The following is a 26,123-nucleotide window of genomic DNA, read 5'->3' as shown; positions in this document are numbered from 1 at the left end:
ATCTCCCATTGTATTTCCAATCATAAAGTGTATAATATATTATAGGGCAGAAATTGTCAATCTTCAACATAATTTATTTTTTGACATAGAATTTTGTAACTATTCAGCCATGCGCCGTATTTTTATTAAACCAGCCGCATGGCTGAATAGTTACAAAATTGTATTGCCCTGACAGATGGGGATATTGTGTAGAAAAATTCAGGACTTCCGCTGACTGGAAGTCCTGAATTTTTTTGAAATCGAATAAATAAATTTCGAGTTGCATATTATTTATCAACTTCTCTATTCAATTCTAATTTTCAGATCACCGCAATAGATTCACATTTCACCGTCGTCAATAAGTTCTGCTCTAACGCCGTCCGGCAATTCATATCAGATGTTCAACATTTCCCGACTGTATTTCGGATATATGTTGCGTAATACACTCCTTAGACCAATCCCACCATTTTATTTTTAATAAAGTGTCAATCGTATCTTGTGAAAAGCGCTTTCTTATCGTCTGTGCAGGTACACCACCAACGATTGTATAAGGTGGAACATCTTTCGTAACAACTGCACGCGTTCCAATAATTGCACCGTCACCAATCGTAACGCCTGATAAAATGACCGCTTCATAACCGATCCAAACATCATTCCCGATAACTATATTCCCCTTGTTATCCCATGCCTTCGTAATATTCTTTGCATCTAATCCCCATTCTTCAAAGAAGATAGGAAATGGGTAGGTTGACAAGGAAGATAACGTATGATTTGCGCTATTGAAAATAAATTTTGCTCCGCATGCTATGGAACAAAATTTTCCAATTATCAGTTTATCTTTATTAACTGGATATTGGTACAAAACATTGTTCTTTTCAAAATCTTTTGGTTCTCTGACAAAATCGTTATATATCGTATAATCTCCAACTGTGATATTAGGATTAGTAATAACATTTTGCAGATAAACTGTTTCTTTATCCTTTGAACGGGGATAGATTTTCTGTTGCATGACTACTCCTTTCCTGCTCCGCTGACGGAAACACAAATTTCGTGATATGTTCAAAGTGGTTATTCTCTGCATAATATACTGCCTGTTTTTTTGCAGAGTAAACAAATGAAACTCTGGTAGCCCATGCACCTTCTTGCCGAACAGTATGAAGCAATGCAAATGCGTTAGAGATTGAAAAATCATTTTTGTAGCTGTCTAATAATTGCAAAGCTCTTTCGTATCGGTTATCACCCTGCACAATAAAATTTTTGGTACTTTTTGGATTCATCAAAGAGTAATTCGTTATTAAGGAATATCTTTTATGCTCTTCCAAATATCCAATCCCCGGCTCAATTATCAACACGCGTCCATAAACATCTGATAACATCGCCTGCATAGTAGCGTCCGGCGCATAGGTAATCTTCTTTAACTTTACAATTTGAAGTGCTTCATCAAAAGAAATTTGTGCTTTAATAAACTGCTCCGTCAAATCTGCAATCGTCATACAGTTTTGGCTGTCTTGATATGTTCCGTCAGAGTTTCCATGTACATATAACAACGTTCCAACATTTCCATTTTTATTCACTCCATGATAAGAATGGTACGTTCCGTCTGGTCGCAAAATTCCGATATAGAAACGCTCCTTTTCTTCAATCACTTTATGTTTCCATACAGAGAGGTCAATATCAAAATTGAACCCTGTAATCATATCATCTCCCCGATAAACCAAACCAATCTGTATAAAATAAGAGGCTGTAAAACACAGCCCCTTACGATTATTTCTGATATATAATTTTCCGAACAGCATAAAGAGATAAACCATATTTTTCAGACAGGCATTCCATAGAAACGCCATTCTGGTACTTTCTTTTTATTTGTTCATTCCGTTGTTCCAATTCTTGCCGATAGCCGGAAACTTCTCCCCAACGCTTTTTCTGCTCCTGTTCGATAGGAATATAGATATATCCACCCTGAACATAATTCTGTAATTCTTTTACCAATGCGTCTGGAAGAATCAGTTTTGCATTAAAATACTTCATGCGGACTTTCCTCCTTGATATGATAGTCAAGTGGCAAAGCCAGCATTTCTATTCTGCGACTATGATTACTCCATGCAAATGTCGCAATCTACTGGCTTTGCATGGAGGAAAACATCATTTTTCCTTTTTTCATTTATGCACATATTAATCACTTCTTTCATTTTTCAAAGAATATCTGCTTGAATTTAGTGTAGCACAATCATAATTTTCTATCAACCAACCAAAAATTTCTTTTTCATACTTTTGGCATTTCTAAAACGTCCCCGTATCAGAGAGTAAGGAATGGAAGGAAAACAAAAGCATAAAGATAACGAATTTTTGCCAAAACGCGGCAAGCCTCAACACGAAACAGTTACTTATGAAATCAGCGGTACATTTATAGATTTTTCGCATTGCGGACGGTATACCATCTTGGCTCGTTCATATTCTTCCCAAGAGCTTCTTTCATTCCAGTACGCTCCTTCGTTTTGTTTCCATGAAGTGAAGTTAGATACTATTTTTGGCAAGCAAAATCCGCCGCTTCCTTGATCCAGCCTATCAGTTCCTCATCAATTTCATCTGGCTTGAAAATAAGCAGATGGTGCGTCCAACGGTGGGGGTAAGGCTCGGTGGCAATGTCGATCCGGGGAGATTCCTTCCTATACTTCAAGCCGAAAGTCACCACAATATAACTTTCTGGGCAATCCTTCTTTTTACGAACCCGTGCAAACGACACGCAGGCAAACATATGCTTGTTATAAAAGGAAATCTGGCTTTTCTGTGCCTCGATGCGCACATTGTCGATTTCCTTTAAAATCCGTTCTTCCAGTTTTTCATAAAGCAAAAGGGCGTCCATGTGTCCTTCAAAGAAAAGAAGTGTGTCCGTGTCCATTATTTTCCGAACTCCTTTCCGCACCATGCCGCAAGATCACCAATCAGACCAAGCGGTAGCGGTTTGTTATAGGGGAGCTGGATGGTCCCCTTGCTGGTTTTGTATCCTTGCAGCCGGTCTGCAAAGGCTTCTACCGCCGCAGGGCCGGGATACAGCCCGATGTGCTTTTTAGCTGCTGCAAACTGGATCAGGTTCCGATTTTTCCAGTAAGTCGGCATACTCCATGAAATTTTTTGCACAGCGTCAGGCAGTGCGTTTTTGATGGCTTCATTGATCTGGCGGAGATACGGCCGGGCATCTTCCGGCTGCTGTGCAATGTATTCCTCAATGCTCTGCGGGGCAGTACCGCAGTAATGGCTTTGATTGGTATTCTTAAACTTTCGTCCGCATTTTGGGCATTCCCACATGGCATTCCACCTCCTTATGGCTGAACCGCAGCCTTTTCAATTTCTTCTGCGGTATATCCGGTCAGCCAGGTGATGACCTGCGTCACCTCCTCTAATGTACGCCCTTTTTTCTGAGCTTTGCTGACCAGAAGCGGATAGATTTTGCTGAAGTTCATGCTATAAACTTTTTCATTGTTCATACTGTTTTCTCCTGTTCTTCCGCCTGCCATGTGCGGAAAAATTTCACCATCAGCGGAAGATATGTTGCAGGGAATGCCGCAGCGCCAATGTCAAAGACGGTCTTTTTTCTGTCTTTTGGAACCAGCATCCCAATCATGGCACCAATGGAAAATTGTAATCATTTTGATTTCTGTATTCTAATGATACCAGGGTCAAATAGACATGCGTTTCATACTTGTATGAAAAAGCATGTCTACTTGACCCGCAAAAACATGAGAAAGAGCCATTTTTCGGAGAAAAATGAGCGATTTCGAATGTTTTTAGGGCGCTAGGCGCCAGTGACGCCTGCCCAGCGCCGACCGCAGCGGAGCGGAGACGCGAGAGTGCGATAGCACGGAGCGATCCGTGGTATCATGAGGTCAAATTTTAATTTGACCTCAACATCATTCTAATGTAGCCTGCTAATTTTGAAAGGTCGTACGAATACATTCTTATTATACCAGAATCCCCGTCGCCCTGCACTATGATAAAGTGGTTTTTCAGCAGATACACCGCCTAAAGCGAGTGGTGCTGTATAGCCGCAAAGACAGGAAAAGACGGCATAGCCTTTGAATGGAGCTAGGCAGACGCATATAAAATATCTTTATCTACATCAGCTTCAAATTTTGGACAGCCATGACAATATTCCTCTACTTTTCTTTCAATAAAAAAGAGTCCTATAAATCTAATCGTAAGACTCTTTAAATAATAATTTCTCTATTCTGTTTTTATCTGGAGCCTCAAATCACCGTCATAGATTCCAACCGGGATTTCATCAGCAAATGGGTATGATGCCACATTTCCGGTCTCGAACTGGTATACAATTACTTGATTGCTAATGGGATCTACAATCCAGTATTCTCTTACCCCAGCAGTCTGATATTTGAATAATTTTGTTAAATAATCTCTGGATCGGCTGCTCTGTGAGACAATCTCGATCACCCAATCCGGAGCGCCGTGACAGCCTTTTTCATCCAGCTTGGACTTATCGCAAATAACTGAAATATCCGGCTCAACATAAGTTTGATCGTCATCGTTAAGGAAAACTGCAAAGGGTGCTGCTAATGCTACACATTCTCCATGTTTTGAATGTATATAAGAGTAAATCGTATTATGCAAGAATGCGGAAATATTCTGATGTGTCAGTCCCGGCGGCGCCATCATATACATTTCTCCGTCAATAAGCTCAGCTCTCACACCGTCCGGCAATGCGTAAATATCATCAACAGTATATTGTTTCTTCTGTTCCAATGGCATAAAAATCACCCCTTTTGTTGTATTTTAACATAGTGTCGTTCTTATCTCAAGTTTTTACCACGAGAATCTCGGATCAAATTTGCTTTTCATTTTGTTGTAGTCCTTAGCCTCCTTAACTCCTTTTTTTTAATTATCATATTTATCGCAAGTTACATGGCAGTAAAGAGTTCTTTCTTTACAGTTCTTACATGCTGGATCAGTGACAAAGCGATCCAATGTCCCCATTGCGGCTACCCTATTGATAAATGCGCAATTCAAAAAATCCGTCATTCAACCAGCAAAAAACGGATGAGGCTCCCTAATGGTTTCGGAAGCATTGTTGAGATTAAGGATCAAAATCTTAGAAATCGTTTTAGAGTGAGAATTACGGTTGGGAAAACACCAGAGGGAAGACCAATAACAAAACTTTTAAAACCCAAGGCGTTTTTTAAAACCTACAACGAGGCGTATGAAGCCCTGGTCAAATATCATGAAAATCCTTATGATATTGATAAATTTATAAGCGTCAAAGAATTGTATGAGAAATGGAGCAAAAAATATTTTGAAACATTAAAGACCATGTCCAGTGTGCGGACAATCACAGCAGCCTGGGCCTATTGCAGCTCGGTTTACTCTATGCCGGTTAAGGAACTGAAAGCCAGGCATATCAAAGGCTGCATCGAAGACGGTTATATACTCGATAAAGACGGTAAAAAGAAATTTCCGGGAGATTCAACAAAGGGACGGATAAAGTCCTTGTTTAACCTGATGCTGGACTACGCGGTCGAGCATGAAGTGGTGCAGACAAATTATGCGCGGACATTTGATCTGTCAAGAGATTTAAAAGTCCAGATGGAGACAAATAAAAACGCCCACATACCTTTTTCCGATGAAGAAATGAAACGATTGTGGGAGAATTTATATAAAATCGACTTCATAGACGTACTGCTTATACAATGCTATACCGGATGGCGTCCTCAGGAGCTTGGTCTGATCCGTCTAAAAAATGTTGATCTTGAAAAAAAGATCATAGTCGGCGGAATGAAAACCAGAGCCGGGACCGACCGTACAGTTCCTATACACCATAAAATATTGGACCTTGTTGTAAAACGGTACGATGAAGCTCAAAGCATTGGCAGCGACCGGTTGTTTAATTGCTGCGATACATCAAGACATAATAATTATTTCATGACCTACGATAAATACAGGCATCGCTTCGAGAAAATCAAACACACACTTAACCTTAACGAAGCCCATAGAGCCCACGATGGCAGGGCCCACTTCATAACAATGGCTAAAAAGTATGAAGTGGACGAATATGCCATCAAGTACATCGTAGGCCACGAAATAACCGACTTAACTGAGAGGGTTTACACCCATCGAAATATTGACTGGCTAAAGACTGAAATTGAAAAAATAAAATAGCGTGTTTTTCCAGTCAGGCATACTCAGGATCAATGTACCAATATGATGTGCTAATAATGTACCAATAATGTACCAATGACCCTTTTTTTGGCACTTTTTATCATTTCTATTAACGTCTATAACCCTTGATTTTACTGGATTTCTTAAAATTTCCCAGCTTTCGCAGCTTCCTCAACAGAAACAGCTACAGCTACAGTAGCACCAACCATTGGGTTGTTGCCCATGCCGATCAGACCCATCATCTCAACGTGAGCCGGTACGGAAGAGGAACCGGCAAACTGAGCGTCAGAGTGCATACGTCCCATAGTATCTGTCATACCGTAGGAAGCAGGGCCGGCAGCCATGTTATCCGGATGAAGTGTACGGCCTGTGCCACCGCCGGAAGCAACGGAGAAATACTTCTTGCCGGCTTCCACACATTCTTTCTTATATGTGCCTGCAACCGGATGCTGGAAACGTGTCGGGTTTGTAGAGTTACCTGTAATGGATACATCCACGCCCTCTTTCCACATGATGGCAACGCCTTCACGAACATCGTTGGCACCATAGCAGTTTACTTTGGAGCGAAGTCCGTCAGAGTAGGCTTTTCTGAAAACTTCTTTTAATTCACCTGTATAGTAATCGTATTCTGTCTCAACATATGTAAAACCGTTAATTCTGGAAATGATCTGAGCTGCGTCTTTTCCAAGACCGTTAAGGATAACGCGGAGGGGTTTTTTACGAACTTTGTTTGCTTTTTCTGCGATACCGATAGCGCCCTCAGCAGCAGCAAAAGACTCATGGCCGGCCAGGAAGCAGAAGCAGTCAGTTTCCTCTTCCAGGAGCATCTTGCCAAGGTTGCCGTGGCCAAGACCTACTTTACGCTGGTCGGCAACAGAACCGGGGATACAGAAAGCCTGAAGACCTTCGCCGATAGCGGCTGCAGCGTCTGCTGCTCTCTTACATCCTTTTTTGATGGCGATGGCAGCGCCTACAGTGTATGCCCAGCACGCATTCTCAAAACAGATGGGCTGGATCTTTTTTACCTGATTATATACGTCAAGGCCGGCATCTTTTGTGATCTTTTCAGCTTCTTCGATGGAAGCGATGCCATAGCTGTTTAATACCGCATTGATTTTATCAATTCTTCTCTCATAGGATTCAAATAAAGCCATTTTCTATACCTCCGAACGAATTATTCTTTTCTTGGGTCAATAATCTTTACAGCGTCATCCACACGGCCGTACTGACCTTTTGCTTTTTCAAGGGCAGTGTTGGCGTCATCACCGTTTTTAATGAAATCCATCATTTTGCCGAAGCTGATGTACTGGTATCCGATGATCTCATCGTCCTCGTTTAAGGCGATACCTGTGACATAGCCCTCTGCCATTTCAAGATAACGGGGGCCTTTCTTCAATGTGCCGTACATTGTACCTACCTGAGAGCGAAGGCCTTTTCCAAGGTCTTCAAGGCCGGCACCTACTGGAAGTCCGTCTTCGGAGAACGCAGACTGGGAACGTCCGTATACGATCTGTAAAAACAGTTCTCTCATAGCTGTGTTAATGGCATCACATACAAGGTCTGTGTTCAGAGCTTCAAGAAGAGTTCTTCCGGGAAGAATTTCAGAAGCCATGGCTGCGGAATGAGTCATACCTGAACATCCGATGGTCTCTACAAGAGCTTCCTGGATAATACCGTCTTTAACGTTTAATGTGAGTTTGCAGGTACCCTGCTGAGGAGCGCACCAGCCAACACCGTGTGTTAAACCGGAAATATCTTTAATCTCTTTTGCTTTTACCCATTTTGCTTCTTCTGGGATTGGCGCGGCACCGTGGTTTACACCCTGAGCCACAGGACACATCATTTCTACTTCATGTGAATAAATCATTTTGAGACTCCTTTCAAAATATGAAATTTTAAGTACCCGCCGAAACAGATATCGGGCAGGTCTTATGCCTGACACAGGCGTATGATTGTTATAGGAAACGTTATAATAATTTTTAATATGACGTTTCCTGCGCCGATTTTTGCTGCGCGAAGCGCAGATCTTTCCTTACAAAAATCGTGTGCATTCCCCGGAGGGTTTAAAGTAATCGACAAATATATTTGCCGTTTACTTTAAATAATCATCATACATGGCTCTATTTTCTCACTTTTTTTTCAATTCGTCCAGCCTTTTTTGCATTTTTTGACGAAATTAGCAACCTTAATAGAAGAACAGTGAAAATAGATTTTCTATGGGACATTTTACACAGTGCATCTACATCATGACCGCGCTGCGTATACACTCTTCCAACCCATAAATGATAAACAGGATTACAGGCAGATCCAGCATAGCGTTTTTTCGCATTTTTCCGTGAAAACCCTGGACATAATCGTTTTCCACATGTTTTGCCAGAAGAACCTCTCCCGGACGGCGGCCGTTGATTCGGAAGGTGGCGTAAATTAAGGCGAGGACGGCGGCCAGTGCCGCAATGGCGATGACCGCAAGGATACCGATGACTATACCCAGTGCCATAGGGAGCATATTTTCAGCCATGGCATCAATTTCTTCAGGGCTTAAACCGCTGAAATCCTGGGCTGCCAATGTCTCCCTGTAAGTCTCTAAAAGAGTCTCCTTGAAATTTGCGCCAGCCTGGGTGGACACGCCGCTCTGGGCGGTAAAAAAGCTTAAAACGGTTGTAAATCCATTAAGAGAAAAATGCATGATCATCGTTGTTATGATGGAGTCCGTAGCTTCCAGCATAAGGGCCATGATAATGCCCAGAAAAAAGGCATAAGGCATCTGATTAAAGTTCATGTGCATGAGACCGAATAAAAAGGCGCTGAAAAATACGCCGGCCAGGGGCCTGCGGAGGCTGTAAGTGTTGTACAAGCTTCCGCGAAAAACGGATTCTTCAATAATGGCGGGAAGCAGTGCCATTAAGATTACCGCTGGTATAAGACCGAGATCCAGCGCTGATGGCAGGACGCTGGCCATGGCGTTGTCCACAAAAAGCATGGAAATAAAATTCAGCAGGATGATCACCGGATAGGACAGAGTCATGACAAGCAAAGCCATAATGACATTGACCGGCTTTGTCTTTTTAAAACGAATCAGCGTTAGAGGGTTGGACCGGGTGATGGCGCAGTACAGGGTCAGCGGGAGGATCAGTGACACCTGTGAAATGAGAAGCACCGCCCACACAGGAATGGTCACAGGCAGAAAACGGATCGCGGCGGCCAGCCCAAGACTGATCACAAACTGTAAAACTACAATAGACACCAAAAGCCAGTGTGCTGTGGAAATTTTTTTCATCGCTTATTTACAACCTCGCCCTGCTTTTTGTAGATATGGTTTGCAGGGATAAAGCCCCGTACCATGGACACCGGATACACGTTGGAATGTTTGCCGATCACCGTTCCCGGATTCATAACGGTATTACAGCCGATTTCCACGCAATCGCCAAGCATGGCTCCAAACTTTTTTAGACCGGTATGGATGCGCTCCTCTCCCACAACTACATCCACAAGAGTTTTGTCGGATTTAACATTGGAGGTGATGGAACCCGCGCCCATGTGGGCCTTGTGGCCTAAAATGGAATCGCCCACATAATTGTAGTGGGGAACCTGCACTTTATTAAATAGAACTACATTTTTCAGCTCTGTGGAATTGCCGACTACGGCTCCCTCTCCCACAATAGCGTTGCCCCGTATAAAAGCGCAGTGGCGCACTTCGGCTCCCTTTCCGATAATCGCCGGTCCTTTGATCATTGCTGACGGATAGATGACGGCGTCTTTTGCGATCCATATATTGTCGCCTTTTTTCTCATATTCGCTTTCCGGGAGGGAATTTCCCAAAGCCATAATAAATTCTCCGATTTTCGGAAGAGCTTCCCATGGATAAGTGAGTCCTTCAAACAGATCGGCGGCAATGGTTTCTTTCAGATCATAAAGATTTTTAATGGTCAGTTGTTCAAACATAACATAACACTCTCCTTTATAAATATAAATTCCATGTCTTATTACAACTGTTTAGGACGGCGTATCTTCTTGTCTGATATTAGCTGACAAGAAGATATACTGTCACAGCAGCGGAGCGAACACTCTCAGCACCGCCTGGAATAGACCTTTGAAAAAACCGGGGCGGGTGTCGGGAAGCATGATTTCCCTGCTCTCCCGGATGGTGTCAATGGCGTCTTTTTTTACATCCATAATGGCCCTGGTGCGGTACATATAGACGCCGCACTCAAAGTGGAGGTAAAGACTTCGGAAATCCAGGTTGATGGAACCTACGGTAGCGATAATATCATCAGCCACAAAATTTTTCGCGTGGATAAATCCCGGAGTGTATTCATAAATGCGTACCCCGTTTTCAAGAAGCTGCTCATAATAGGACTGGGTCAGCATAAAGATCATCTTCTTATCCGGTATGCCGGGAGTGACAATGCGTACGTCCACACCCCTTTTGGCAGCCATACACAGAGCGGTCATCATTTCATTATCAATAATCAGGTAAGGCGTGAAAATGTAAACATAGCGGCTGGCCTGGTTGATAATGTTCAGGTAGGTACTCTCCCCAACAACCTCATCATCCAGGGGTGAGTCCCCGTAAGGCTGGATAAAGCCGTCCTGGTAGTTTCCCTGAATATGGACGTTGGGCTTGTAAATAGAAAAATCCTGATCTTTTTTGGGATAAAAGGCATTCCAGGTCTGTAAAAACATGGCTGTAAAATTCCACACTGCCTCACCCCGGACCATAATGGCCGTGTCCTTCCAGTAGCCAAAACGCTCGATAGTATTAATGTACTCATCGGCCAGGTTGATGCCGCCGGAAAAACCGGTATGGCCGTCTATGACAAGGATCTTGCGGTGATCTCTGTTATTCATAGCCAGAGAGAATACCGGGATAAAGGGGTTAAAAGCAATGCATTTGATTCCCTCTGCTTCCATCTGTTTGTAGTAATGATATGGAAGGCGTGTGACACAGCCTACGTCATCGTATATAAAACGGACATCCACTCCTTCTTTGACCTTTTCTTTTAAAATTTCCAGGATGCCGTTCCACATGGTACCGTCGGCTACAATAAAATATTCCATGAAAATATAATGTTTTGCCTTTTTTAATTCTTCCAGCATTACCGGATAACAGGCTTCCCCTGATTCAAAATAGCGGGCCGTGGAATTTTCATAGATGGGGAAACCGCAGCGGGAAAGATACTTTGCCTGGCCGGCCACGTTAATGTTCCGGTTTTCAAGGGCAAAGATAACCTCCTCATCCTGATGGACCAGGGGCCATATTTTTGACTTGGAGTGTTCCAGCCGGCGGCGCATTCCCCGTGTGGGATTTTTGTTGCCCAGGGCCAGGTACATCATTCCTCCTAGAATGGGGAGCAGAAGGATGGGAACGATCCAGGCCAGCTTGTAAGCCGGATTATCCTTTTTATTAATGATCCACAGAGCAACAATAATGCTTAATACAGTGAGAAAGGTGCGTATATATACGGAATAGTTTCCAAGATGGAAAAAAAGGATCAGGAGCCATATGATCTGTAAAATAATCAAAACTCCTACAAGTACAAGACGGCTCAGCAAAATCTTCATGAGTTTTTTCATTAGTCCCTGTCTCCTTTCAACCGGTGCGTCTCTGAATGTAGTTTTCTTTTGCGGGTACTGGGGGCAGACAGACAAAACTCCCGGAATATCTGCCATATCCCGGGAGCGAAAAACGGTTAGATAACAAACTGTTCAAGATATCTCTTGCTCAAAATAATGGATTTTTTCATATCCTCAAGACTTCCCTCGAAAGCTTTATCCTCAACCTCAATACAGGTATAGCCGTTAAACCCGATATCTGTCAGAGCGGATACATATTTGCCCCAGTCCACATCTCCAAGACCGGGAAGCTTTGGAGACATAAACTGAAGAGGGGTGGCCATAATACCTACGTCTGCCAGCTTATCTTTGTATACTTTAATATCCTTGTAATGTACATGGAAGATTTTATCCTTAAATTCATAAATCGGTTTAATATAATCAATCTGCTGCCATACAAAATGGGAGGGATCATAGTTAATGCCAAAATTAGGGCTGTCAATGATTTCAAATACTTTTCTCCAGTTGGCTGGGCTTGTCATGATATTTTGTCCCCCCGGCCACTCGTCATCAGTGAAAAGCATAGGACAATTCTCAATGGCTATCTTAACACCGTATTCTTCGGCCACTTTGATTATGGGCGGCCAGACTTCCTTCATAATCTCCAGGTTCTGGGCGATTGTCTTATCAGGGACACGTCCCACAAAGGTTGTCACCATATTGACGCCCAGTCTGGCGGAAGCTGTGATCAACTTTTTGAGATGCTCCACATAGACCGCTCTCTTTTCCGGATCAGGATCCATCGTATTGGGATAATATGCGAGGGAAGAGATCTCAATGCCTCTCTCAGCCACATATTTTTTTATATAGGTAATCCTTTCATCATCCAGCTCATCAATATTGATATGAGTTACACCCGCGTACCGGCGAACAGCCTTGCCTTTGGGCCAGCAGGCAACTTCAACGCATTGAAATCCGTTTTCAGCAAGAAAATCAATCATTTCCTCAAAAGAGAGATCGCCCAAAATAGCGCTAACTAAACCTAATTTCATTCTTTTATCCTCCTAAATGGGTTATAGAGCGGCCGCCAGTATGGAATGTCTGGAGGCTAAAAAGCTGTAAACTTCTTCTTTATTTTATCACAATTTATGGCAAATTCAATGGCTAAATGCGAATGGCGCGGGCTGAACTGTTACTTTTGTTTTATTTTTACCGGAAACATAAAAAATAATGCTGCCCTGACAAAAATGCAGGACAGCATGTGCCTTTGAAAAATATATTGCGGCAGATAAGTTCTGGCCATTCCGGATGGCGGAAACTGTTGCAATATATCAGATGGGGGATGCGCAGGGAGCCGGATAAGAATTATGTCGGATGAAGCCGCCCTGACTCCCGCGCCAAGACCCGTGAGCAGGTCTTAAATTAATAGTTTTTAGCCTGGAGCTGGAAATATGCCTGGGGATGGGCACATACCGGACATACTTCAGGAGCCTGTTTGCCGATATGGATATGTCCGCAGTTGGCGCATTGCCAGATCATATCCCCGTCTCTTGAGAATACAAGGCCGTTCTCTACATTTTCAAGAAGTTTTAAATATCTCTCCTCATGTTCTTTCTCAATTTTTCCAACTTCCTCAAACAAATAGGCAATATGGTCAAAACCTTCCTCTCTGGCGACTTTGGCGAAATTGGCGTACATATCTGTCCATTCATAGTTTTCACCTGCCGCTGCCGCTTTCAGGTTTGTCGGGGTATCGTTAATGCCGTCGAGAAGTTTAAACCAGATCTTAGCATGCTCTTTTTCATTGTTGGCCGTCTCTAAAAAAAGGGCCGCGATCTGCTCATAACCTTCCTTTTTTGCCTTGCTGGCGAAAAATGTGTATTTATTTCTCGCCTCGGATTCTCCCGAAAAAGCTGTCCGCAAATTTGCCTCTGTTCTTGATCCTTTTAATTCCATATAATTTTACCTCCTGTATTATTTTAGGAATAATTCCTATTTTTGTACAGTTTATCATGGATTCCCTAAAATGTCAATGGATTCCGCTTTTTTTCTGATGAATTAAGTAATTGTTCATGTTCAGTTATGTTTTATTATGTCCTCATATTTAAAAAGTAATTCACATGCCCGGCGGTTTAAAAGGAGGACGCAGATAAGATTTGGGATAGCCATAGCTGCGTTCATAATATCGGAAAAATCCCAGACAGCCTGGAGGGAAGCCATAGCGCCCACAGCGGCAAAGGCGCAGTAGACGATCCGGTATATGAAAGTTATTTTAAGGGGGGTGCGCAAATGCCTGCATCGGTCTGAAAGGTAATTTAAGGCCATTTCCCCGTAATACTCCCAGCCGATAATGGTGGCAAAGGCAAACATGGTGATTCCCCCGCTAATGATAAACCGGCCTGCCGGGCCCAGGGCTGATTCAAAGACTTTGTTTGTCAGGGCTACGCCGGAGAGAAACTGTCCCTGAAGATCCCTGGCCCCAAGCAGTCCCGATGAAGCAATGGCAAGCCCGGTGGCTGAACATACTACTATAGTGTCAAAAAAAGTACCGGTCATGGCAATGTAGCTTTGCCGTATCACGTCATCTGTATCTGCGGCGGCGGAGGCCACAGGGGCGGAGCCAAGCCCGGCCTCATTGGAAAATACCCCTCTGGCGATGCCCCACCGCATAGCCTGCCCCATACCTGCCAAAATGCTTCCGCCAAGTCCTCCGGCTACGGCAGATGGGGAAAAGGCCATAGAAATCATTTCCATTAAACCGGAGGGAAGATTCTCAATATTGATCAGGATTACAAGGATGGCGGCACCAAAATAAGCCACAGACATTATGGGTACAAGAAAACCACATACTTTTCCAATACAGGAAATCCCGCCGGTAAGGATCAGAAGACATAAAAAAAACAAAATTCCGCCAGTGAGGGCCGGTGGAATCTGAAAGGTATCCCGCAAAGCCTCGGATATGGAGTTTGCCTGGGTCATATTTCCCATACCAAGTGAGGCACCCAGCATAAACAAAGAAAACAGGACGGCAAGGAGCTTCCCCAGTATTCGGGGACGAATATGTTCTTCCATGACATACATGGGCCCTCCGAAAAATAGTCCTCTGCCGTTTTTTTTCCGGCAGTCCATAGTCAGCACATTTTCTGTCAGACTTAGAGCCATGGCAATAAATGCTGAGAGGATCATCCATATCAACGCGCCCGGTCCGCCAAGAACCATGGCGGCAGCCACACCGGCAATATTTCCCGTACCCATCATGGCCGCCATGGCTGTCATTAAAGACTGGAACGGGGAAATGTTTTTTCCGTCACCCTTCCTGGGATGAATAATATCCGAACATACCTGACGCAGAGAAAAACCGAGATTTTTCCACGGTAGAAGTTTTAATCTTACAGTAAGAAAAATCCCGGTTCCAATAAACAGGAAGAAAGTCCAGGGCCCCCAGACCCATGCGTTTATATTTTCCAGAACAGACCCGATGTCCTTTGGTGCCACAACAGCCTCCTGCTTTTGAAAATCAAAACTGGCAGATTTTCAAAAAAATAAGATTACTACAGCTTATTCCGAGACGGCTGGTTAAATACCCAAAAAATCGGCCTGGCGGCGGACATTTCGGATCTCCTCAAGCATTTTATCCTCTTTCGACGTATACAATAGTCCTTCATTGTATTTGTAATAGCGCTGGCATCCATTCATGCGTATATAATCTACGGCAGGGCGGCTTGTGTTAAGCTCTGTAATAAAGATAACCATCTCCTGGCTTTCCCCGAAGGCTTCTTCCATAAAATCAAAGGCGCTTTCAAGATGCTTTTGGGTCAGAGCTGTCTGATCTTCCAAAAGGGCGACGCGGCCGTTAAAATCCTCTCTCAGCTCATCAAAGGAATGACCGGATAAAAGCTGGTTTTTATAGTGGTACAGCGCTTTTCCCACTCCAGGATCTTTGTCATCCAGGGCGCTGATCTTTTCTTCTAAAAGTTTCGGAGCCTCTGAGGGAACCGCTTCTTTTATATCTTTTAAAGCGTCAAAAATGATTTCCAAATGGTTGTTCTGCCTGTTCCACTCTTTGAAATCCTCATTGAGGTATCCCATAAGCAGACCGATCAGGCTGACTTTTTCATCAAAGCGGGCCTGGCGGACTCTCTCAACAGTTTCCGGACGGATCTTGCCGTTGATGATCTCCTGGACATGATAATCGTCCCGGTACTTGTTATAGAGATCGTAATAATTGGCAAAATCTCTGGCAATTTTGTCATGCTGGACATACTGAGCGATCGTGGCTTCCGTTACCGGTTCCAAAAGCGTCTCCAGGACGCGGATCATACTGGACAGATCTTCCCATCCCCGGGCAGTGACAAAGCGCTTTCCGGAAGGGGTTGTCTCCACCTGGTAAAAGTTTTCTTTTTTGATTTCCAGGTAAGTGATGATGGAAGGATGGACGTTCTGATCGTAGGCGTAGCTCTTCCACACAGAAAAGTCTTCCTCAATATCAATCTTTCTCACCCGGTCCAGAGTGACGATATCAAATTCCCGGACAGACTTATTGTACTCCGGAGGATTTCCTGCGGCGACGATGATCCACCCATGAGGAATCTTATGGCTGCCGAAGGTTTTTTTCTGTAGAAACTGGAGCATGGTGGGTGCCAGCGTCTCGGAGACACAGTTGATCTCATCCAGGAACAAAATACCCTCAGTCTTTTTTGTGGACGCCATATAATCGTACACAGAGCCGATGATCTCGCTCATAGTGTATTCCGTGGCGCTGTAAGTTTTCCCCCCATAAGTATGGCTGACGATCATGGGAAGGCCAATAGCGCTCTGGCGGGTATGGTGGGTCATTGTGTAGGCCACAAGTCCGATATGGCACTCTCTGGCAATCTGCTCCATAATGGCGGTTTTTCCAATGCCGGGAGGCCCTATAAGTAAAATCGGACGCTGGGCAGTTACCGGTATGGCGTATCTGTCATTGTCATCCTTCATAAGATAAGCTTTAATCGCTGTTTTTATTTCTTGTTTTGCCTGTAATATATTCATTGGTCTGTTTCCCTTCCGTTATCCAGATCCCGGGGCGTAAGCACAAGCTTTATGGCCCAGGGCGGCACCTGTCTGTCGTTATAGTCTTTTCCCATAAAAACAAAAGCCGTATCAAAAGGCGGTTTTGTTTTTGGAAATTCACCGTATCCGTCGGTAAAATAGATCAGTCCCTTCAGATTTTGAAAAACGCCCTCGTCCATAAGACTGCGGGTATAATCAAAGACCGGTCGGAAATCTGTGCCGCCAAAGCCTTTGACCTCAAAATGATCCATATATGCTTTAAATTCTCCAGGGCGGGTGATCACTGTGTCGGAGGATACGCCGGCGTCACATTGGACAATGTGTATGTTAATTTTTTTAAAAAAGTTCTCCCGGTCTGAGAGCATGGAAAATGTTTCTTCAAGGAAATCCCGAATTACTTCCGGGGGACAGGACTGAGATGTGTCAATGGCAATGACAAATTCGTCGATTTTTTTTACATCTTTATACTCAAGAGGCTCGATGAGGGGCATGTTTTTGTAGTGATCCATACCGTAAGTGTAAAAAATATAGTCAAAGCTGTCATCGTCAGGACAGATCTCTTCCCCCCAGACAGCAAAATGGCGGAGAAAATCCCTGTAATCATAGCACTCCCGATGCTCAAGGGTCAAGGCAGCTAAAAGATCGCCTGCGGTATCGCCCCAGTCTTTGGAAAAAGTCTGCATGTTTGTCTGGGTCCGCTGGCTGATTTGCTGCCAGTTTTTATAACTTTCTTTTCGGGATTTTTGCTGGCGCTGATCCTCATCGTGATCCCAGAACTGATGGTCATCTCTGTGAAAGGCCCGGTACATCCGGTCAAATTCCCGTTGAGGAATAATGTTCTCGTTAAGATAATGATAAATTCCCTGAGCGTTTAAAACCTTCATCTCCTTTTTCAGCCGACGGTAAATATATTCCCGGTAGTCGCTGACGGTGACGAAAACTGCCGGGGAGTCCATGGAGTCGATAATGGATTCTGCGGCAATATCGCAGGCCAGATCCCAACAATCCCTGTTCTTGTCCCTGCCGGTAAAATCATGGCAAAAAAGATTGTGGATCAGCATATGCATATAGACCCGGTTAACATTGATCCTTCCGGCGGTGTAAGCGTCCATGAGATATCTTGGATTAAACAAAATGGACAGTCCGTCGGTACCTATGGTCTTTGTGGAAAGATTCATCTCATAGCCAAGCTGTGACAGAGCCATGTCCAAAAAGCGCATGGAAAGATACAGCTCGTTTCGTGACAGGGTGAGGATGCGCTTTCCGGTCTGACAGAGTTTTTCTTTAATGTCATTCATAGCTGCTCTCCTATTTTTTAAAGGGCGAAGCGTGAGCGGACGGTATGATTTTGCACGGCTTCCAATCCCTTATTTTCAGCAGGACGAAAATCGTCCATCAGCCGGGCGGTAAGCTGGGGCTGTCCGAAGCGCTGACAAAGGTCTAAAGCCAGCCGGCGGCTGTCATCGTCCATAAGGTGATGATTTAGAATATAATCAAAAAGTCTGGAAAGGGCGGCTGTCCCCCGGTCTTTGATCAGCCGCTCAAGAACCTTTGACATATGGCCCTTAATATAATTTTCGTACCGATCCCTGCCCTGGTCTGAGAGTCTGTATGGCCAGCATAGGCGCCCGGCGCAGATTTTTAGCAGCGTTTCCATATCGTCTTCCACCACGGCCAGGGAGAAGACGGAATCATATTTGTCATAATCAATATCGGTATCACGGATACTGATGCGGTAAGAGTCGCCGGAACCATAAGTTTCCCAGTTAAACTGCCGAGCCTCGATCTCAGGAACGTATTCATACTGATAATCAGTAAACACAAGACGGGCCTGATCGTGGATTTGTTCGTCTTTGTCCAGGTAATCAATGGCCACATCCACTTCCTGAAATTCATCCTGAAGAATTGCATTGAGGCAGTTATTCTGTCCGTCTTTAATGGAGACAGAGATTTCATGAAGCTCCAGACAGTTTTTAAAGGCGCCGTAGCCTATGGAAGCTACCTCCGGGCCAAAGGTAATTTTGTGGAGCCCCATACAGTTGTAAAAGGCGTAATCGTCCACTGTGTTCAGGTGCCAGGGAAAAACAAAGGATTCAAGCTCCCGGCATTCGGCAAAAGCGTAGCTGCTGATACGCCGTACGGTCTTTGGAACAACAATGCGGCGCAGGCCCCGGCAGCCGTAAAAAGCTCTGGGGCCGATCTCCTCCACAGGCTTTTGGTTAATATACTCCGGAATATTAAAAACTTCCGGGACAGTATCTGAAATAAAATCTTTATAGTTTTTAAATGTACACATGAAGTCCACTCCTGTACCCGTCAAAAGTCTCAGCGGTGATCTCCCAAAAACAGTACGCCGATGGCGCCGGGGCCGGAATGTGCGCCGATACTCGGACCCACCGGCTGGATCAGAATATTATCGTAGCCAAATTCCTGGCGGATAAGCTGTGCCAGATACAGGGCGTCCTCCTCACAATCGCCGTGGACCACGCCTATGAAAATCTGGCGGTCTTTAAAAGAGCCAAGACGCTGAGCCATATTTTTTACAAGAAGATTTAAAGATTTTTTTCGGCCCCTTGTCTTGTCCAGAGCCACAAGTTTTCCCTGGTCGTCCACATATAAGATGGGCTTAATGTTGGCCAGAGTTCCCACAATAGCCGTGGTTTTTGACAGACGGCCGCCTCTGTAAAGATGGTTGAGATCGTCTACGGTAAACTGAACGCACAGATGAGGGACAAGGGACTGAACATAGTCTGTCGTCTCCTCCAGTGATTTGCCCTGGCTTTGCATATCTACAGCCGCTTTTATAAGAATGCCCTCACCAAGGGAGACGCTTAATGTATCTACTACGTTGATCTTTATGCCGGGAAATTCCTCCATGACTTCTGCCGCTCCAGACATGATGTTATTGTAACCGCCGCTCAGTGCTGAGGAAAAGCTAATATGGAGGATATCCTTACCGGACTGTGCGATTTCTGTAAATTTATCAAGGATCACCGCCGGGTTGCTGGCCATGGTTGCCGCCTTTTTCCGGGCCCGCATAGCGTCATAAAATTCTTTGATTGTCAGTTCATTCCCGTCGCCGTAAACCTGGTCGTCAATGCTGTAATAATGTGGGATTACACAGATATGATTTTCTTCCAGAAATTCTTTGGGCATATCTGAGTTACTTTCCGTAGTGATCACAAAATCTTTCATTTTCACAATTCTCCTTGTTTATTTTATTCCCGTGGGCAGTGAGCCAAAGGGCTTTTGCTGCGTTCACTATTCTCACGCCTTGTCCGCTTGCTGTGGAGTGTTTGACTATAGGCAAAAGCCTGCGGACGTCTTTTAAGAAATCCGCAGGCTTCATCTTATTATGAGTTGCCCGACAAATGGGCATGAGACACGGATTGCGTCGCACTTCGTACTCACGCAATCCTAAAAACACCTCAAATCCGCACATTTTTCTCCGAAAAATGGCTCCTTTTCGGCGTTTTGCGCGCCACAAAGTCATGCTTGACTGCGCAAGCGCAGCCTGCATGACCTTGTGGCTCTTGTCTCATATTATTTAATCCTGAGCGTCCTTAATGCTGAAACTTACTCTGCCCATTTTGTCTTTGCCCATACACTTAGCCCGGACAACATCGCCTAAATGAAGGACATCCTCCACTTTATTGACACGGTGGTTTGTAAGTTTTGAAATATGGACCATTCCGTCTTTTCCAGGTGCAAATTCAATGAAGGCGCCGAAGTCCTTTATACTTACAACCTTGCCCTGGTAAATGCGGCCTTCCTCAAATTCATTGACAATCATCTCGATGATCTCTACGGCCTTGTCAATATCCGGCCTGGATACGCCGCAGATGGAAACGCTGCCGTCATCCTCAATATCAATCTTAACGTTGGTCTCCTCGATGATCTGATTAATTACCTTGCCTTTCTGACCAACCACATCGCCGATCTTGGAGGGATCAATCTGGATCTGAACGATCTTTGGAGCGTAAGGCCCAACCTCAGGTCTCGGCTGAGCGATGACAGGTGTGAGAACCTCATTGATAATAAACTCTCTGGCTTCCTTAGCCCGGGCAATAGCCTCTTCAATGATCTGGCGGGTGAGGCCGTGGATCTTAATGTCCATCTGGATAGCGGTAATGCCGTCGTGGGTACCGGCCACCTTAAAGTCCATATCGCCGAAGAAATCTTCAAGCCCCTGGATATCTGTCAGTACAAGGTAATCGTCATCAGTATCTCCTGTGACAAGACCGCATGAAATACCGGCAACCTGTTTTTTGATAGGCACCCCGGCGGACATGAGGGATAGTGTGGATGCGCAGATACTTGCCTGAGATGTGGAGCCATTGGACTCAAATGTCTCAGATACTGTGCGAATGGCATAAGGAAACTCTTCCACACTTGGAAGTACAGGGATAAGGGCCCGCTCGGCAAGAGCGCCGTGACCGATCTCACGTCTTCCCGGTCCTCTGGACGGCTTTGTCTCACCTACAGAATAGGAAGGGAAATTGTAATGGTGCATATAGCGTTTAGCTGTCTCGGCCTCATCCAGCCCGTCCAGTCTCTGAGCATCAGATAATGGGGCCAGTGTTGTTACAGTACAGATCTGTGTCTGTCCGCGAGTGAACATACCGGAACCGTGAGTTCTTGGAAGAATGTCAATCTCTGCAGAAAGGGGACGTATCTCGTTGATCTCGCGGCCGTCAGGGCGCTTGTGGTCTTTAAGAATCATCTTGCGCACTGTCTTTTTCTGGTACTGGTACACGGCGTCATCCAGAAGAGCCAGCCATTCTTCATTGTCAGCAAATTTCTCTGCCAGCATATCTTTGATCTGGCTGATGTTTTCCTCGCGAACCTGTTTTTCATCGGTGAAGACAGCCTCCTCCATAGCCTGGGGAGGAACAATTTCTTTAATGGCGTCCATTAATTCTTCTGGAACAGCGCAGCTTGTGTAGCTGTGTTTTGGTTTGCCGCACTCAGCGACAATTGTATCAATAAAACTGATGATTTTCTGATTCATCTCGTGGGCCGCGAAAATGGCTTCGATCATTTTGTCCTCAGGAACCTCGTTGGCGCCGGCTTCAATCATGATCACTTTCTCTCTGGTGGAAGCCACTGTGAGGGCCAGATCGGAGGCCGCTTTCTGGGCTGCCGTAGGATTATATACAAGCTCTCCGCCGACAAGACCCATCTGTGTCATGGCACATGGACCGTCAAAAGGAATATCGGAAATGGCTGTGGCGATGGCAGAACCCAGCATGGCTGTAAGTTCCGGGGAGCAATCCTGATCCACACACATAACAAGGTTGTTTAATGTGACGTCATTTCTGTAGTCCTTGGGGAAAAGGGGACGCATAGGCCGGTCGATAACACGGGAAGTGAGGATGGCGTTTTCACTGGCCTTCCCCTCGCGCTTGTTAAAGCCGCCGGGGATCTTGCCAACAGCGTACATCTTCTCCTCGTATTCAACGCTCAGAGGGAAAAAGTCGATGCCGTCTCTTGGTTTTTCACTGGCTGTGGCTGTAGATAATACTACAGTGTCTCCATAGTGCATAAAAGCGGCACCGTTAGCCTGTGCTGCCACTCTTCCGATCTCAACGGTCAATGTACGGCCAGCCAGATCCATGGAAAAAGTCTTAAATTCTTTTTTTTGTATTACTCCTTTGGTCATAAATCTACTCCTTATAAATTATAAGTGTTTTTCAGGAGCGATTCCGAAACTACTGAAAAATCTATCAAACTCAGGAACCGGATAAAAATGTCAGAGTCTTTTTTGAAAATGTCTTTTGGTGATCTGACAACTTTTTTAAAGGCTCTTGATAGCCTTTTCAGTGGTCTCGGCAGTACCCGCTCTGAAAAACGTTTTTTGTTCTTGACAGTCTGTCCCTTTGCAATAGCATATCCTCTTTTCACAACAACAGGGTGGCACATGCGTCCACCCTGCAATTGTAAAAGAAATACCCTATGGCAGACGGCTTGAAGAAGCCGTATGGGCGCTTTACTTTCTCAGGCCCAGTTTTTCAATGATCGCTCTGTATCTTTCGATATCTTTCTTCTTTAAGTAGTCAAGAAGACCACGTCTCTGACCTACCATCTTTAAAAGACCACGTCTGGAATGATGATCCTTTTTATGGATTTTAAGATGCTCAGTAAGCTCTGAGATTCTCGCGGATAATAATGCGATCTGAACTTCCGGTGAACCTGTGTCCTCCGGTGTTTTGCCATATTTGGCAATGATTTCTTTTTTCATTTCTGTTGTGATCATTTAAAACTCCTCCTAAAATTAAATAAATGCCTTGTGCTAAGATGGGGTTGGAGATTCCAACATCTGAACACAGGTTAATGCCTACGCTCGTCTAGTATAGCATATGTCTTTGTTATTGTAAACCAGAATTTTTACAAATTCCTTGCAAAACTGTGGAAAACACGATAAGATAACCTTAGTTTTTTATCTGTCCGAGGGCGGGTAAAAGAACTTTTACATTACGAATGAAAGAAGGGATCATCTATGAAACTTTGGGGCGGACGCTTTACAAAAGAAACCGATCAGCTCGTCCATAATTTTAACGCGTCGCTTTCTTTTGACCAGAAGTTTTTCAGACAGGATATTGACGGAAGTATTGCCCATGTGACTATGCTGGCAGCCTGCCATATTCTTACAGAAGATGAGAAAGATATTATCATTGATCAGTTAAAAAAGATAAAAAAAGAACTGGAAGATGGAACATTGGAGATTTCCCCGGAATACGAAGATATCCACAGTTTTGTCGAGGCTACTCTTATTGAACGTACCGGAGATGTAGGGAAGAAACTTCATACCGGACGCAGCCGCAACGATCAGGTGGCTTTGGATATGAAGCTGTACATTCGGGACGAGATCTTTGCCCTTGATGAACTCCTTACAGAACTTCTGGAGACGATCATGAAGGTTATGGAAGATCATACACACACCTATATGCCAGGTTTTACCCATCTTCAAAAAGCTCAGCCGGTAACTTTAGCTCATCATTTTGGAGCTTATTTTGAAATGTTTAAAAGAGACCGCTCACGTCTTAAAGATATTTACCACCGGATGAACTACTGCCCTCTTGGAGCCGGCGCCCTGGCAGGGACAACTTATCCTCTGGACCGGGAACTGACAGCACATCTCCTTGGATTTGACGGGCCCACACTTAACAGTATGGATTCTGTTTCCGACAGAGATTACATTATCGAGCTTCTTGGCGCACTGTCAATGATAATGATGCACCTGAGCAGGTTCTGCGAAGAAATTATTATGTGGAACTCTAATGAATACCAGTTTATTGAGCTGGATGATGCCTATTCCACCGGAAGTTCCATTATGCCCCAGAAAAAGAATCCGGATATCGCGGAATTAGTCCGTGGAAAGTGCGGCCGGGTTTACGGCGCTCTCATTTCCATACTCACGACCATGAAAGGTTTGCCTCTGGCTTACAACAAAGATATGCAGGAAGATAAAGAATTTACTTTCGATGCTGTTGATACAGTTAAAGGATGCATTAAATTGTTTGAAGGTATGATCTCCACAATGAAGATCAACAAAGAAGCCATGGAGCGCAGCGCAAAGCACGGCTTTACCAATGCTACAGACGCTGCGGATTATTTAGTCAATCATGGCGTTCCTTTCAGAGATGCCCATGGCATCATCGGTCAGATCGTGCTGTACTGCATTGATAAAGGGATTTCCATCGAGGAAATGACTTTAGATGAATTTCAGGCGATCTGCCCTGCCTTCCAGTCAGATATTTACGATGCCATCGCGCTGAAAACCTGCGTAAACATGCGCAATACCATCGGAGGCCCCGGCGAAAAAGCAATGGCCAGAGTCATTGAATTAAATAAAAAATATCTGACTGAAAATCCAATCCTTGCAAAAGACCAGGATTAAGCTGTGGTCTTTAAATGGGAATGTCCGGGATTAAAACCGTCCGGCTTTTAAGCCTTGGCGGTTTTAATCCTGTCAGAGATTCAGAAGTCCTTTCATATAGCTTAACGTCTTCTCTTTCTGTAAGCTTTCCATACGGTTCCAGTATGTTAAAAGCTCCTTCTGTTCATCTGTGAGGTACATCTGCTCTTCATCTGTTTGAAAAAATTGTGAAAGTGTCAGTCCAAAAGCTTGAGAAATTTTTTCCAGGGTGTATACCGAAGGGTTATTTCCCCGGTTGATCAGGTTTGATAATGTGGACTGAGAAATACCTGATTCTTTCGCGAGACGATATTCACTCCAATGCCGCTCTTTTCTCAATTCTATAATACGCTCTACCAAATCCATAGTGGGAGGGACTCCTTTCATGGTGTACCTTTATTGTACAACAGAGACGAGCGAAACATGCACTATAAACAGGTATAATAGTTACTTCTAAATTGAGTAGCATATTAGATAGAGTTAATAACCTTGGATTTCAAAGGTGATTTACCCCGTTTGGAGGAGTTTTACTGCTTATTCACAACATGAACATCAAGTTGGTCAAAGGGCATGGAAATTCCCTCTGCGTCAAATTGCTTTTTGATTGCCTCCTGCATAGCCCACTTGGCTTCCCAGTAGGCTTCGGATTGTACCCAGAAGCGCAGCGTGATCTTAACCGCGCTTGGGTCAAAGCTGGCGACAAAAGCGCGGCTCTCCTGACCTTCCACAACAAAACCACTCTCCTGGGCTGTGTGAAGCAAAACCTTCTTCACACGGTCGATGTTTTCCTCATAGCTGATGGAAACATTAAAATCCAGACGGCGTATCGGCTCCCGGGTGGTGTTGATGACTGTGGAGTTAGCCAGGGTTCCATTTGGGATGGTCACTGTGCGGTTATCGGCGGTGAGAAGTTTTGTGTAGATAATATCAATGGCCGTCACAGTGCCTTCGTTGCCGTCGCTGTCAATAATATAATCCCCAACTTTAAAGGGTTTGACAACAAGGATCAGTACGCCACCGGAAAAATTGGTCAGGCACCCCTGGAGGGCCAGGCCAATGGCCAGGCCCGCGGAACCCACAAGGGCCACAACGGAAGACATGGGAATTCCTAAAATACCAATGATGATAACCACCAGAAGGCATCTTAAAACGGTGGTGATCACAGAGGTGAGAAAACCGGCCATGCCGTCGTCCAGACTAGACCTGTTCAAAAGGGATCGAACCCATCGGCTGATGAGTTTTATAATGTACCAGCCGATTACTCCCACAATAACTGCCCGGAGCAAAGTCAGCCCTGCAGCGACAGCCAGCTCGCCCAGGCGCTCCAGGAGAATGGAGATAGTCGATGCACTGACGCCGGCCTGCTCAATCACCTCTCCCGCCTGAGTTATCTCTTCAATGCCGGTTTCCAGATCGGCGCTCATTTGTATCCACTGATGCATTGGCATCCCTGTTC

26 protein-coding genes are annotated in these 26,123 nt (G+C 44.6%); 3 read left to right on the top strand and 23 right to left on the bottom strand.

The window, feature by feature from the left end; translation table 11 throughout:
* Positions 1–367: 367 nt before the first annotated feature.
* From HNP82_RS03635 to HNP82_RS03625, 3 genes are all read right to left on the bottom strand, one after another.
* On the bottom strand, positions 368–988 hold the full coding sequence (locus tag HNP82_RS03635; RefSeq protein WP_183771617.1) for a CatB-related O-acetyltransferase: 621 nt from the start codon (positions 986–988) through the stop codon (positions 368–370).
* Positions 954–1,676 carry an Ntn hydrolase family protein gene (locus tag HNP82_RS03630; RefSeq protein ID WP_183771615.1) on the bottom strand — a complete coding sequence of 241 codons (723 nt, stop codon included), beginning with the start codon at positions 1,674–1,676 and terminating at the stop codon, positions 954–956. The genes HNP82_RS03635 and HNP82_RS03630 overlap by 35 nt, the downstream gene beginning before the upstream one ends.
* 67 nt (positions 1,677–1,743) lie before the next feature.
* Complete coding sequence (locus HNP82_RS03625; protein ID WP_183771613.1) at positions 1,744–2,007, bottom strand: CD3324 family protein; 264 nt, start codon at positions 2,005–2,007, stop codon at positions 1,744–1,746.
* A gap of 282 nt (positions 2,008–2,289) precedes the next feature.
* Between HNP82_RS03625 and HNP82_RS03620 the strand changes: the two genes are divergently transcribed.
* Positions 2,290–2,535 (top strand): hypothetical protein, encoded by a 246-nt coding sequence (locus HNP82_RS03620; RefSeq protein ID WP_183771611.1) that lies wholly within the window; start codon positions 2,290–2,292, stop codon positions 2,533–2,535.
* Here HNP82_RS03620 and HNP82_RS03615 read toward each other — a convergent pair.
* From HNP82_RS03615 to HNP82_RS03600, 4 genes are all read right to left on the bottom strand, one after another.
* Positions 2,501–2,878, bottom strand: a complete 378-nt coding sequence (locus HNP82_RS03615) for a DUF5655 domain-containing protein (RefSeq protein WP_183771609.1) — start codon at positions 2,876–2,878, stop codon at positions 2,501–2,503. The genes HNP82_RS03620 and HNP82_RS03615 overlap by 35 nt on opposite strands.
* Positions 2,878–3,285: an iron chaperone gene (locus tag HNP82_RS03610; protein ID WP_183771606.1), complete on the bottom strand. Its 408-nt coding sequence runs from the start codon at positions 3,283–3,285 to the stop codon at positions 2,878–2,880. The genes HNP82_RS03615 and HNP82_RS03610 overlap by 1 nt, the downstream gene beginning before the upstream one ends.
* Before the next feature lie 14 nt (positions 3,286–3,299).
* Complete coding sequence (locus tag HNP82_RS03605; protein ID WP_183771604.1) at positions 3,300–3,464, bottom strand: DUF2200 family protein; 165 nt, start codon at positions 3,462–3,464, stop codon at positions 3,300–3,302.
* A 736-nt stretch (positions 3,465–4,200) separates the two neighbouring features.
* Positions 4,201–4,740 carry a Uma2 family endonuclease gene (locus tag HNP82_RS03600; protein ID WP_183771602.1) on the bottom strand — a complete coding sequence of 180 codons (540 nt, stop codon included), beginning with the start codon at positions 4,738–4,740 and terminating at the stop codon, positions 4,201–4,203.
* A gap of 153 nt (positions 4,741–4,893) precedes the next feature.
* Between HNP82_RS03600 and HNP82_RS03595 the strand changes: the two genes are divergently transcribed.
* Positions 4,894–6,144, top strand: coding sequence for a tyrosine-type recombinase/integrase (locus HNP82_RS03595; protein WP_183771599.1), 1,251 nt, complete (start codon positions 4,894–4,896; stop codon positions 6,142–6,144).
* Between the two features lie 143 nt (positions 6,145–6,287).
* Here the strand turns inward: HNP82_RS03595 and HNP82_RS03590 are convergent, their stop codons facing one another.
* From HNP82_RS03590 to rpsO, 14 genes are all read right to left on the bottom strand, one after another.
* The gene (locus HNP82_RS03590) at positions 6,288–7,298 is read right to left on the bottom strand and encodes a GGGtGRT protein (protein WP_183771597.1); all 1,011 of its coding nucleotides are present in this window, start codon (positions 7,296–7,298) and stop codon (positions 6,288–6,290) included.
* Between the two features lie 20 nt (positions 7,299–7,318).
* Positions 7,319–8,011, bottom strand: coding sequence for an iron-sulfur cluster assembly scaffold protein (locus HNP82_RS03585; protein WP_183771595.1), 693 nt, complete (start codon positions 8,009–8,011; stop codon positions 7,319–7,321).
* A 372-nt stretch (positions 8,012–8,383) separates the two neighbouring features.
* Positions 8,384–9,421 carry a CPBP family intramembrane glutamic endopeptidase gene (locus tag HNP82_RS03580; RefSeq protein ID WP_183771593.1) on the bottom strand — a complete coding sequence of 346 codons (1,038 nt, stop codon included), beginning with the start codon at positions 9,419–9,421 and terminating at the stop codon, positions 8,384–8,386.
* Positions 9,418–10,086: an acyltransferase gene (locus HNP82_RS03575; protein WP_183771591.1), complete on the bottom strand. Its 669-nt coding sequence runs from the start codon at positions 10,084–10,086 to the stop codon at positions 9,418–9,420. Before HNP82_RS03575 ends, HNP82_RS03580 begins: the two co-directional genes overlap by 4 nt.
* Positions 10,087–10,188: 102 nt before the next feature.
* Positions 10,189–11,718 carry a cardiolipin synthase gene (cls, locus tag HNP82_RS03570; protein ID WP_183771589.1) on the bottom strand — a complete coding sequence of 510 codons (1,530 nt, stop codon included), beginning with the start codon at positions 11,716–11,718 and terminating at the stop codon, positions 10,189–10,191.
* 116 nt (positions 11,719–11,834) lie between these two features.
* Positions 11,835–12,749: a sugar phosphate isomerase/epimerase family protein gene (locus HNP82_RS03565; protein ID WP_183771587.1), complete on the bottom strand. Its 915-nt coding sequence runs from the start codon at positions 12,747–12,749 to the stop codon at positions 11,835–11,837.
* Positions 12,750–13,119: 370 nt separating this feature from the next.
* Positions 13,120–13,653 (bottom strand): rubrerythrin, encoded by a 534-nt coding sequence (gene rbr / locus HNP82_RS03560; RefSeq protein ID WP_183771585.1) that lies wholly within the window; start codon positions 13,651–13,653, stop codon positions 13,120–13,122.
* A 120-nt stretch (positions 13,654–13,773) separates the two neighbouring features.
* The gene (locus tag HNP82_RS03555) at positions 13,774–15,192 is read right to left on the bottom strand and encodes an alanine/glycine:cation symporter family protein (protein ID WP_330599410.1); all 1,419 of its coding nucleotides are present in this window, start codon (positions 15,190–15,192) and stop codon (positions 13,774–13,776) included.
* 81 nt (positions 15,193–15,273) lie between these two features.
* Positions 15,274–16,728, bottom strand: a complete 1,455-nt coding sequence (locus HNP82_RS03550) for an ATP-binding protein (RefSeq protein WP_183771582.1) — start codon at positions 16,726–16,728, stop codon at positions 15,274–15,276.
* Positions 16,725–18,047 (bottom strand): vWA domain-containing protein, encoded by a 1,323-nt coding sequence (locus HNP82_RS03545; RefSeq protein ID WP_183771580.1) that lies wholly within the window; start codon positions 18,045–18,047, stop codon positions 16,725–16,727. The genes HNP82_RS03550 and HNP82_RS03545 overlap by 4 nt, the downstream gene beginning before the upstream one ends.
* 17 nt (positions 18,048–18,064) lie before the next feature.
* Complete coding sequence (locus tag HNP82_RS03540; RefSeq protein ID WP_183771578.1) at positions 18,065–19,045, bottom strand: leucine-rich repeat domain-containing protein; 981 nt, start codon at positions 19,043–19,045, stop codon at positions 18,065–18,067.
* Positions 19,046–19,074: 29 nt separating this feature from the next.
* Positions 19,075–19,944 (bottom strand): DegV family protein, encoded by an 870-nt coding sequence (locus HNP82_RS03535; RefSeq protein ID WP_183771576.1) that lies wholly within the window; start codon positions 19,942–19,944, stop codon positions 19,075–19,077.
* Positions 19,945–20,296: 352 nt separating this feature from the next.
* A complete protein-coding gene (locus HNP82_RS03530) occupies positions 20,297–22,411 on the bottom strand; it encodes a polyribonucleotide nucleotidyltransferase (RefSeq protein ID WP_243164626.1) in 2,115 nt (704 codons plus the stop codon).
* Positions 22,412–22,738: 327 nt separating this feature from the next.
* On the bottom strand, positions 22,739–23,005 hold the full coding sequence (rpsO, locus tag HNP82_RS03525; protein ID WP_183771574.1) for a 30S ribosomal protein S15: 267 nt from the start codon (positions 23,003–23,005) through the stop codon (positions 22,739–22,741).
* Positions 23,006–23,248: 243 nt separating this feature from the next.
* Between rpsO and argH the strand changes: the two genes are divergently transcribed.
* Positions 23,249–24,649 (top strand): argininosuccinate lyase, encoded by a 1,401-nt coding sequence (argH, locus tag HNP82_RS03520; RefSeq protein ID WP_183771566.1) that lies wholly within the window; start codon positions 23,249–23,251, stop codon positions 24,647–24,649.
* Positions 24,650–24,721: 72 nt separating this feature from the next.
* Here the strand turns inward: argH and HNP82_RS03515 are convergent, their stop codons facing one another.
* A complete protein-coding gene (locus tag HNP82_RS03515) occupies positions 24,722–25,033 on the bottom strand; it encodes a helix-turn-helix domain-containing protein (protein WP_183771563.1) in 312 nt (103 codons plus the stop codon).
* 161 nt (positions 25,034–25,194) lie between these two features.
* Positions 25,195–26,115: a mechanosensitive ion channel family protein gene (locus HNP82_RS03510; RefSeq protein WP_183771561.1), complete on the bottom strand. Its 921-nt coding sequence runs from the start codon at positions 26,113–26,115 to the stop codon at positions 25,195–25,197.
* Positions 26,116–26,123: the final 8 nt, after the last annotated feature.

The sequence above is a fragment of the Catenibacillus scindens genome, from assembly GCF_014202115.1.
Lineage (GTDB): Bacteria > Bacillota > Clostridia > Lachnospirales > Lachnospiraceae > Catenibacillus > Catenibacillus scindens.
Note: the sequence above shows the minus strand (reverse complement) of the source record. Positions and strands in the feature narration are given on the sequence as shown.